The sequence below is a fragment of the Streptomyces sp. NPDC058697 genome (genome assembly GCF_042715345.1).
GTDB lineage: Bacteria > Actinomycetota > Actinomycetes > Streptomycetales > Streptomycetaceae > Streptomyces > Streptomyces liliifuscus.
The window spans coordinates 493,308-502,612 of the sequence record NZ_JBHXSU010000003.1 but is presented as its reverse complement, the minus strand read 5'-3'; the positions used below and the strand labels follow the sequence as shown (position 1 = coordinate 502,612).

The 9,305-nt window shown below is 69.9% G+C and carries 8 protein-coding genes; 1 reads left to right on the top strand and 7 read right to left on the bottom strand.

Features of this window, described 5'->3' with window-relative positions; all coding sequences use genetic code 11:
- Window positions 1–138: 138 nt before the first annotated feature.
- The 6 genes from ACFWXQ_RS10015 to ACFWXQ_RS09990 all read right to left on the bottom strand — a co-directional run bounded on the left by ACFWXQ_RS10015 (window position 139) and on the right by ACFWXQ_RS09990 (window position 7,204).
- On the bottom strand, window positions 139–1,188 hold the full coding sequence (locus ACFWXQ_RS10015; protein ID WP_386267927.1) for a CDP-alcohol phosphatidyltransferase family protein: 1,050 nt from the start codon (window positions 1,186–1,188) through the stop codon (window positions 139–141).
- Between the two features lie 331 nt (window positions 1,189–1,519).
- Complete coding sequence (gene mgt, locus ACFWXQ_RS10010; RefSeq protein ID WP_383949517.1) at window positions 1,520–2,734, bottom strand: macrolide-inactivating glycosyltransferase; 1,215 nt, start codon at window positions 2,732–2,734, stop codon at window positions 1,520–1,522.
- 65 nt (window positions 2,735–2,799) lie between these two features.
- A complete protein-coding gene (gene erm / locus ACFWXQ_RS10005; RefSeq protein WP_383949520.1) occupies window positions 2,800–3,582 on the bottom strand; it encodes an ErmE/ErmH/ErmO/ErmR family 23S rRNA (adenine(2058)-N(6))-methyltransferase in 783 nt (260 codons plus the stop codon).
- Between the two features lie 510 nt (window positions 3,583–4,092).
- Window positions 4,093–5,406, bottom strand: coding sequence for an ABC transporter substrate-binding protein (locus ACFWXQ_RS10000; RefSeq protein ID WP_383949523.1), 1,314 nt, complete (start codon window positions 5,404–5,406; stop codon window positions 4,093–4,095).
- Window positions 5,406–6,239 carry a carbohydrate ABC transporter permease gene (locus ACFWXQ_RS09995; RefSeq protein ID WP_383949526.1) on the bottom strand — a complete coding sequence of 278 codons (834 nt, stop codon included), beginning with the start codon at window positions 6,237–6,239 and terminating at the stop codon, window positions 5,406–5,408. The genes ACFWXQ_RS10000 and ACFWXQ_RS09995 overlap by 1 nt, the downstream gene beginning before the upstream one ends.
- Window positions 6,236–7,204, bottom strand: a complete 969-nt coding sequence (locus tag ACFWXQ_RS09990; protein ID WP_383949529.1) for a carbohydrate ABC transporter permease — start codon at window positions 7,202–7,204, stop codon at window positions 6,236–6,238. The genes ACFWXQ_RS09995 and ACFWXQ_RS09990 overlap by 4 nt, the downstream gene beginning before the upstream one ends.
- A 235-nt stretch (window positions 7,205–7,439) precedes the next feature.
- Here ACFWXQ_RS09990 and ACFWXQ_RS09985 point away from each other — a divergent pair, with 235 nt between their 5' ends.
- Window positions 7,440–8,291 carry a phosphotransferase enzyme family protein gene (locus tag ACFWXQ_RS09985; protein ID WP_383949532.1) on the top strand — a complete coding sequence of 284 codons (852 nt, stop codon included), beginning with the start codon at window positions 7,440–7,442 and terminating at the stop codon, window positions 8,289–8,291.
- Window positions 8,292–8,362: 71 nt separating this feature from the next.
- Here the strand turns inward: ACFWXQ_RS09985 and ACFWXQ_RS09980 are convergent, their stop codons facing one another.
- On the bottom strand, window positions 8,363–9,265 hold the full coding sequence (locus tag ACFWXQ_RS09980) for a LysR family transcriptional regulator (protein ID WP_383949535.1): 903 nt from the start codon (window positions 9,263–9,265) through the stop codon (window positions 8,363–8,365).
- Between the last annotated feature and the right edge of the window lie 40 nt (window positions 9,266–9,305).

Here is a 9,305-nt window from a genome sequence, read left to right as displayed (position 1 = left end):
GTGCCCCCGCCGCCGCCTCGGTTTGTGCTTGGGGTGTGGGGGGGGTCGACCCCAACCCAACCCCCCCCCCCGGCGGGGGGGGCGGGGCCCCCCCCCCCGCCCACGCCGTCGTATGCGGCCGGCGGCCGGCACGCCGGATCAGGCCGCCGTTGCCACCTCGTCCCGCTCGAAGGAGTCGATGGTGCGGGTGAAGTCACGGGTGGAGAGCAACAGCTTGTAGATGATGGCGAGTTCGAAGACGAGAAGCAGGGCGCCGGACACCAGGGTCGCCTCGATGACCGCGTCGAGGAGCGGGCCGACGATGAAGACGCCCATCTGGAATTCGATGCCGCTCACCAGGTGCGTACGGATCCGGTGGCGCAGGAGGAAGGACCGCATCCGGAGATAGACCGGGAAGCGGTGACGGAACTCCTGCTGGAGGTCGACGACTTGGCCCTGGGGCTTGTCCTGGAGCTTGTCCTGGGGCTTGTCCTGGGGCTTCTGGGAAGCGTCGGTGGTTTCTCCGGAGGCCAGTTCGGCCGGGTCCGAGCCCGGTCCGGAGAGGTCCGATGCCGGTCCGGACAGGCTCGACGTCTTGCGGATGTCGTGCTCGATGTCCGCCGAGGGGTTGTTGCGCAACAGGTCTTCCATGAAGGCGACTTCGGCGGAGTTCTCGGCGCGGCGGGCCTCCCGCACCCGCGCCTTGATCTGCTTGCGCATGTTGTAGCGGATCTTGAAGATCTCCAGCGAGTTGATGTACCGCAGCGTGTCGAGGCCGACGACCGCGAGGGCCAGCCAGATGTAGACCGTGTCACCGGTGCGGTCGTACTGCCCGGCCATCAGCGCGACCCCGCACACCGCCACCCGGATACGGTCGAAGACGAAGTCCAGCCAGGCCCCGAAGACGGAGCCCCGGCCGGTCAGCCGGGCCACCTTCCCGTCCATGCAGTCGAGGATGAAACTCAGGTGGTAGACGAGGGCGCCGGCGATCAGCCACCGCCAGTCGCCGAAGGCGAAGCAGGCCGCCGAGACCAGGCCGAGCAGGAACGCCCCCCAGGTGATCTGGTTCGGCGTGATCCTCGTACGCATCGCGGTGAGCCTCACCAGCGGCGTGGCCACCGGGTCGACGAGCAGCACGGTCCACCACGCGTCACGCTTCTTCTGGGTGAGGCGGCGCACCTCGGCGAGGGGCGGTATGTCTCGGCGCATTGATCAACTTCCCAGCGTTCGTAGTGAGTTCACCTCAAGCTAGGAAGGTGTTCATGCAAGGAACAAGAAGTGGCCGGCGCAACCTTCGGGAGGGGGTAACTGTCCAACCCGGCAACCCTGTCCATGCCCTGATCGGGCGGATGCCGCGTTACCCGAGCGTTATCGAATGACCGTCCCGTTATCCAAAGTGCGCCATGGCTTCACCGTTGGCGTACAACCGTGACCCGTGGGGATTACGAGTTCGCGGACGGTCACCCCGGCTCGCGGACGGTCACTCGATTTCGTGGACGGTCACCCGATCACGCCCCTCCAGGTCTCGGTAAAGGTTCGGTCATGCACCCGTGGTGCGCCGGGGGATTTCCGCCTCGATCAAATCCGCAGCGCGTGCCGTGCCGCCCTCGGCCGCCATCCCCGCCTGGATCTCCTTGAGCCGCCGCGCGACGTCCGGGTCTCCGGTGAGCGTGAGTACGGCCTCGCGCAGGGTCTCGGCCGTCGCCTCCTCCATCGGCAGGTGCCGGGCGACGCCGAGCGCCTGGAGCATGTCCGCGTTGCCGAACTGGTCGACGGCCTGGGGCACGCAGACCATCGGCGTGGCGGTGCCGAGCCCCTCCTGGCTGCCGCCGGCGCCCGCGTGCGTGATGAAGGCGTCGGCCTGCTTGAGGATCGCCAACTGCGGTACCCAGTCCCGCACTTCGACGTTCCCCGGAATCTCGCCGAGCTCCGCGGGGCCGACGTGCTTGCCGACCTGCAGCACCACGTGCCAGCCCGGCAGATCGCCGAACGCCTTCACGCACTCGCGGTAGAACGCGGGCTGCTTGGTGAAGGAGGAGCCCAGGGACACGAGGAGGACGCGCTCGGCACCGTCGGGCCGCCGCCACTCCCCCTGGGCGGCACGGTCGCCCTGGCAGGCTCCGACGAACGTGTACACGGACTCGTCGACCCGGTCGGCGTTCGGCTGGAGGGCCTTCGGGATCAGGACGATGGAACGGTCGGGGCGGCCGGCGAACGGGTCGGGATGCCGAGTGATCCCGTTCTCCTCCAGCCAGGTATGGAAGCGCGCGTAGTACGCCCTGCCCCGCTCGGTCCGCTTCGGCTCCGCCCACATGGGCTCGGCGACCTCCTCCTCGTACCCCTCCCAGGCGACGAGGTTCGGCGAGAGCGAGACGGCCGGGACACCCCAGCGGTGGGCGAGGACACGGGCCGGGTACGAGGTGATGTCGTGCAGTACGAGGTCCGGCTCGTCGCCCTCGTACGCCTCGATGAGCTGCGGAAGCGCCTGGATCGCGTCGGCCAGGAAGGGTTCCACGTTGTCCAGGAGCGTGGTCCCCCATGCCGAGGGGTCGTCGTCGGGGGACGGCAACGTCGAGTTCCAGAGCTTCGGCTCGGCGCCCGTCTCCGCGACCTTCTCGGCGAAGGCGGGCGGAATCGCGTACGTGACCCGGTGCCCGCGGGCGACGAGCTCCCGGATCACCTCAAGGCTCGGGTTCACGTGCCCGTGGGCGGCGATGGAGAACATGGCGATATGGGCGGGGTGCGAGGTGGTCATGGGTCGACCATAAACGAGACGAGACGTCTCGTGCAATTCAATTACGGCCACCCGTCGTACGCGGCTCACCGTGCCGCCAGCACGCCGTGGAGCCCCAGCCACTGCTCGGGCGACACCTCCCCGACGAGCACATGGGGATCGAGACGCGCGGCCCGGAACGCGGCATCCACCCGCCGCCTCGGATGGGCCCGGCGCAGCGAGGCGTACAGCGAACCACCGACCCCCGAGAAACCCAGCTCGACCAGCTGCCGCCAGTCGCTGTACGAGGTCCGGTCGAGCAGCGGGGTACGGCGTCGCTCGATGCGTACGATTCCGGCGTCGACCCGGGGCACGGGACGGAACCTGGTCCTGGTGACCCGCCCGAGGAACCGCCACTCGAAGCACGGCCAGGTGCGGACGGTGAGCAGGGTCCAACTCCCGTAGTCCCCGGTGCGTTTGCGGGCGTACTCGAGCTGGGTGAGGAGCGTGGCGTCCGTGAGACCGGGCGCGCGCAGACACCAGTCGACGACGTCCGCGGTGCGCGAGAACGGCACGTTCCCGGCGACGGAGAAGGGGCTGCCCGGTGGCCGCGCGGCGAGGAAGTCACCGCCGATCACCCGCACTTGAGGCGTCCCGGAGAGGCGGGCTCGCAGGGCGGGCACGAGCCGTGGGTCGATCTCGTAGGCGAGCAGCTCCCGGCAGCGGGGTGCGAGCAGTTCGGTCAACGCGCCTTTGCCCGCGCCCACTTCGAGCAGCAGGGGCGGGTGCTGCGGCCGCGGTACGGCGAGCCGGGCGAAGCGGTCCGCGGTGGCGCGGTCGGTGAGGAAGTTCTGCGAAAACGCGCGCGAAACGTGGGTGGGGCGGGCCATGGCCTGCGGTCCTTGTCTTCCGTGGACGAAAACGGGCAGACGAAGGCCCCGACCGGAAGGGAGGAAAAAAGGACACGCACAAACGGGCACGCGTCAGCTGCGCACCTGCTCCAAGGCGTACGTGAGAGGGAGCACCCCTGCGGCGATTGCCGTCAGCGAGCGCAGACCCCCGCGCCGGTCAGGGCACCGGGGGCGCAACGCATCCGAATCGCATACGCACAGCCCCGGCCAAGACCGGAAGAAAAAATCGCATTGATACCCACACCCGGCACGCTAGGCGTCCAGGACGGCCCGGGCCAACCGATTTTCACCCGCGCGTTCCTCCAGGGACCCACTTTGAGGGGCGCGGGGAACGGCGCAATCTTTGAGGAGCACGGGGGGACGGCGCAGTCTTTAGGGGCGCGGGGAACGGCGCAATCTTCTAGGGGCGCGGGGAACTGCGCGACCAGCCCCCACCGGCCGGCACCGAGCAAACAACCCGCATCCCCCAAGCCCAGCGCCAGCGAACCGTCACCTCTGATACCGCGCCAACACCAGATTCCCGTCCCCCACAAGCCGCTCACGCAACTCACCAAGCCCAATACCCCCGCTGTAGTACTCCTGAAGCGCAGGCGTAGCCACCTTGTCCTTCCACTCCGGATACCCCCGCACGGCCTGCGCCGGCGCCGACCGCAGATACCGCGCAAGCGCCGTCCCGACCGCCCACCCGTCCTCCTCGACCCGCAGCGCCGGATCCCGGAGCGCCCCCGTACCGGTCGGCAACATCCAGTCGCCGAGCGCAAGCCGCACCATGTTCCGCGGCTGGAGCAGAAAGTCGATGAACGCGGCGGCCTCCTCCTTGTGCGGACTGTCCTCCGCGACGGACAGGGTCTGCGGACTGACCCCCTGAGTGAGCCCGTCCGCACCGGCAGGCGCGGGCAGCACCTGCCATTCGAAGCCCTTCGGCGCCTGCTGCACGATCTGCTGCCGGTAGGAGAACCCGAGCGGAACCATCGCGTACTTGCCGCCGAAGAAGCCGGGCAGCGTGTCGGACCCACCGCTGCCGAGCGTCGAACTCGACGCGCTGCCATCGGTGTTGACCTGATCGTGAATGGTCCGGGGCACCACCTCGTCGCCCGCCCCGAACCGAATCCGCACCTTGCCGTCCGAGCCCCGGTGGAACAACTGCCCACCGGTCGAGAGCGACAGGTTCAGGGTCGCCGACACGGGCTCCTTGAGCGGCCAGGCCACCCCGTACTTCCCGTCACCGTCACCGTCCCCGCCACCGAGTTCATCAGTGATCGCCCTGAACTCGTCCCAGTTCCAGGGCTTTTCGGGCGTGGGAATCCGTACGCCCGACTCCCGCAACCACTCGGCATTGGCGATCAGAACGCGCGGCTCCTGGAGGAACGGCACGCCGTAGACCCCGTCCCCGAAGGTCACGGTCTCCCAACTCCGCTGCGGGATATCGGACTTGAGCCGCTCAGGCAGCAGGTCACGCAGATCCGCGAGATACCCGCCGTACGCGAAGTCCGCGAGGTCGTCCGAGGCGTCATGGATGATGTCCGGCGCCTCACCGCCCTCGAAGGACGTGAGCAGCTGGTCGTGGACACTGTCCCAACTCCCCTGTACGTACTCGACCTTGACGTCCGGATGGGCGGCGTTCCACTCCTTCACCAGCTCCTTGTTGACGTCGACGGACTCCTCCTGCCAGGCGAGGGACTGGAAGCGGAGCGTGACCCTGCCGTCCCGCGAACCGCCGTCGTCACCGTCGCCGCCGGTGCAGGCCGCACTGCCCGTGAGCAGCAGCGCCACCACCATCGCGACGAGCCGTTTCGTCCGCATCAGCTCTTCACCGCCCCGGCGAGCATTCCGCCCGTGATCCGTTTCTGGATGACCGCGAAGACGACCAGCGAGGGCAGGGTCGCCAGGAACGCGGCGGCCGCGAGGGGCCCTAGGTCCGCCACGCCCTCCGCTCCGATGAAGTGCGTGAGGACGACGGGAAGGGTCTGCTTCTCCGGGGTCTTGAGGAGCACCAGCGCGAAGAAGAACTCGTTCCACGCGCTGATGAACGCGAACAGCGCCGTGGCCACGATTCCCGGCGCGAGCAGCGGCGCGGTGATCGAGACCAGCGTCCGCAGCTTGCCGGCGCCGTCGACGGCCGCGGCCTCCTCCAGCTCGGCCGGCACGGCCCGTACGTACCCCACGAGCATCCACAGCGCGAACGGCAGCGCCCACACGACGTACACCATGATCAGACCCGGTACGGAGTTGATCAGCCGCAGGTTCTTCAGGACCAGGAACAGCGGGATGATCACCAGCACGAACGGGAACGCCTGGCTGACCACGACCCAGCCGGTCGCGGCCCGCGCGAGCCGTGTGCGGTGCCGGGCCATGACGTACGCCATCGGAGTCGCGATCAGTACGGCGATCACCGCCGCGCCGACCGCCGCGGTCAGCGAGTTCAACGCGGCGTCCAGCAGCGGCTGTTCGTCGAAGGCCTGCCGGAAGTTGGCGAGCGTCGGGTCCTTGGGGATCCAGGTCGGATGCAGACTCCCCAGCTCCCGCGGCGGTTTGAAGGCGGTCGAGATCAGCCAGAGGAAGGGGAAGGCCAGAAAGACGAGATAGGCGAGAAGCGCGAGGTACTGGCCCGCGCGAGCCGATTTCCGAGTCCTCACGCGTCCTCGCCTCCCCTGAGCCGGCCGACGAGGTGGAGGGCGAGGATCACCGAGATCACGGCGACCATCACACATCCCATCGCCGCCGCGTACCCGAACTGCCCGTAGCGGAAGGCCTCTTCGTACGCGAACAGCATCGGCAGCCGGGTGCGCCCGCCGGGTCCGCCGTTGGTCAGGACGTACACCAGGGCGAAGGAATTGAAGTTCCAGATGAAGTTGAGCGCGGTGATGGCGAGCGCGACCGGTTTGAGGGCCGGCCAGGTCACCGTGCGGAAGCGGCGCCACGCGCCCGCGCCGTCCATCGCGGCGGCCTCGTGCAGTTCGCGCGGGGTGTTCTGCAGTCCGGCGAGCAGGGCGACCGTCGTCTGGGGCATGCCCGCCCAGACGCCGACCACGATCACCGCGGGCAGGGCGGTGGCGAGGCCGGACAGCCAGTCCCGCCCGTCGCCCAGGCCCAGGTCGCGGATCGTCTCGTTGAGGATGCCCGCGTCCGGGTTGTAGACGAGCCGCCACATGATGCCGACGACCACCTCGGGCATCGCCCACGGGATGATCGCGAGCGACCGTGCCAGCCAGCGGAAGCGGAGGTTCTCGTTGAGCAGCAGGGCGAGGCCGAGGCCGAGGAGGAACTGCGGGACCGTGACCCCCACCGCCCACAGCAGGCCGATCCGGAACGAGTCCCAGAACAGGGTGTCGTGCAGCAGGTCCTGGAAGTTGAGGGTCCCGATCCACTGGGTGGGCTCGGTGCGGCCCGACTGGGAGTCGGTGAACGCGAGCGCGATGCCGTAGAGGAGCGGTCCGACGCTGAGCACCAGGATCGGGATCAGCGCGGGCAGCACCAGAAACCATGCGCCGTGGTCGACGAGACGGTCCCTCGCGCCGCCGCCTCCCCCTCCTCTGCCTCCGCCCGGCGCACCCCTCGCTGACCGTTTCACTGACCGCTTCCTCACGGTCGCCGATGTCACGGAATCAGCTCCTTCGGGCGGCTCGTACTGGTCTGGCCGTCCCGGCGGCCCTCGTCATCGTGCTGACGTACTGACACGCCGTCAAGACAGCGTGCACACCCTCCCGAGGGCTCCCACCAGTGCGAATGCGACACTGGGCGGCGTATGGCGTGATCTCGACCGCCGACGCGACGAGAACCGCACGACAACCGCACAACAACCGCACGAGAACCAAGGGCTCCACGGGAGGCGAGTGATGGACGAGGCACAGGCGCGGGACGTGCTCGCCGAGGCGGGCTTCGACCGGGGCGCGGAGCTGCTCGCGCTGGGCGAGAACGCCGTGTTCGCCGCCGGTGATCTGGTGGTCAAGGTGGGCCGCGACGCCGAACTCCTCGACCGGGCGCGGCGGGAACTGGCCATCGCCGTCTGGCTCGCAGAGGAGGGCGTCCCCGCGGTGCGGGCCGCCGAGTCCGAGGCGCGGTCCGTGTCCGGTCACCCGGTGACGGTGTGGCACCGGCTGCCCGCTTCCGTACGCCCCGCCGAGCCCGGCGATCTCGCCGAGCTGCTGCGACTGGTGCACGCCCTGCCCTCCCCCGCCTTCACGCTGCCGCGCCGCGACCTCCTTGGCGGGGTCGAGCGGTGGCTGCGGCTCGCGGGCGACACGATCGACCCGGCGGACGCCGCGTTCCTGCGGGACCGGCGCGACGGCTTCGCCACGGCCGCCGCCGCACTCACCCCGCATCTGCCGCCGGGCCCGATCCACGGCGACGCGCTGCCCCGCAACGTCCACATCGGTCCCGACGGGCCGGTCCTGGTCGACCTGGAGACCTTCTCCACCGACCTGCGCGAACACGACCTCGTGGTCATGGCCCTGTCCCGCGACCGGTACGGGCTGCCCGCCGAGGCGTACGACGCGTTCACCCGGACGTACGGCTGGGACGTACGCGAGTGGGACGGCTGCGGGGTGCTGCGCGGGGCCCGCGAGACGGCCAGCTGCGCCTGGGTCTCCCAGCACGCACCGAGCAATCCGAAGGCACTGGCGGAGTTCGAGCGCCGGGTGGCGTCACTGCGGGACGGCGACGAAACGGTTCGCTGGTATCCCTTCTGAGGCCCTCCCTCCGGGGCGAGTGCACCGGCTGCAGCGCCCCGAAGGCGAACCGAGCCAAACAAAGGGGCCCGTCAGCTCCGGCCGCGGATCGTCCCCGCCGCCCGGTCCAGTTCGGCGAGAACTGTCCGTACGGCCTTGCGGGCCGTGCGTTCGGGGCGGTGGAGGGCGTCGATGTGCCGTCGGGCCTGAACGCCGCTGAGCGGTTTGAGCACCAGCGCGGGGTGCGGGCGCATCGTCCAGCGGGGCATCAGGGCGAGGCCCCCTCCGGCGGCCACCACCTCGGCCACCACCGCGAACTCGTTGATGCGGTGGGCGAGGCGGACGCGACGGCCCGCGGCCGTGGCGATGGCGTCGATGGTCGCCACCACCGGGAAGCCGTCGTGTGCCGTGATCCAGGGCTGGTCGGCCACATCACGCGGGGTGAGCCGACGCTTGACGGCCAGCGGGTGGTCGGCGGGCATCGCCACGTCGAGCGGTTCGCGCAGGAGGGTGGTGGCCGTGACCGTGCGCGGCCAGCCCGGGGTGTGGTCGAGGCGGTGGGCGAGCACCAGGTCGTACTCCCTGGTCAGCGGCGGGAAGTCGTCCTGCGTCACATCCGCGTCGGCGAGGGACAGCTGTGGCCCCCCGGGCGCGGCGAGCGCTTGGAGCAGCAGCGGGAAGAACGCCGAGGCCGCACTGTGGAAGGCCGCCACCGACACCTCTCCGTCCGGCCGGTCGACGAACTCCGCGACGGTGTGCCGGGCCCGCTCCAGCGCCGTCTCCACCTCGATCGCCGCCCCGGCCAGGGCCTGCCCGGCGTCGGTGAGCACCAGCCGCCGCCCCTGGCGCTCGGTGAGCGGGACGGGGATCGCGCGCTGGAGCAGCCGCAGTTGCTGGGAGATCGCCGAGGGCGTCACGAGCAGCGCCTCGGCGACCGCGGTGACGCTGCCGAGTTCGCCCAGCTCACGCAGGATCCTCAGCTGCCGTTCGTCCATGTCCTCGTCCCAGTTCTCGTGCCAGTTCTCGTGCCACTCC

Excerpts from the sequence above, each read along its gene's own strand:
- ACFWXQ_RS10015 (WP_386267927.1), bottom strand. The coding sequence starts at position 1,188 with ATGCGCCGAGACATACCGCCCCTCGCCGAGGTGCGCCGCCTCACCCAG.
- mgt (WP_383949517.1), bottom strand. The coding sequence starts at position 2,734 with ATGACCACCTCGCACCCCGCCCATATCGCCATGTTCTCCATCGCCGCC.
- erm (WP_383949520.1), bottom strand. The coding sequence starts at position 3,582 with ATGGCCCGCCCCACCCACGTTTCGCGCGCGTTTTCGCAGAACTTCCTC.
- ACFWXQ_RS10000 (WP_383949523.1), bottom strand. The coding sequence starts at position 5,406 with ATGCGGACGAAACGGCTCGTCGCGATGGTGGTGGCGCTGCTGCTCACG.
- ACFWXQ_RS09985 (WP_383949532.1), top strand. The coding sequence starts at position 7,440 with ATGGACGAGGCACAGGCGCGGGACGTGCTCGCCGAGGCGGGCTTCGAC.
- ACFWXQ_RS09980 (WP_383949535.1), bottom strand. The coding sequence starts at position 9,265 with ATGGACGAACGGCAGCTGAGGATCCTGCGTGAGCTGGGCGAACTCGGC.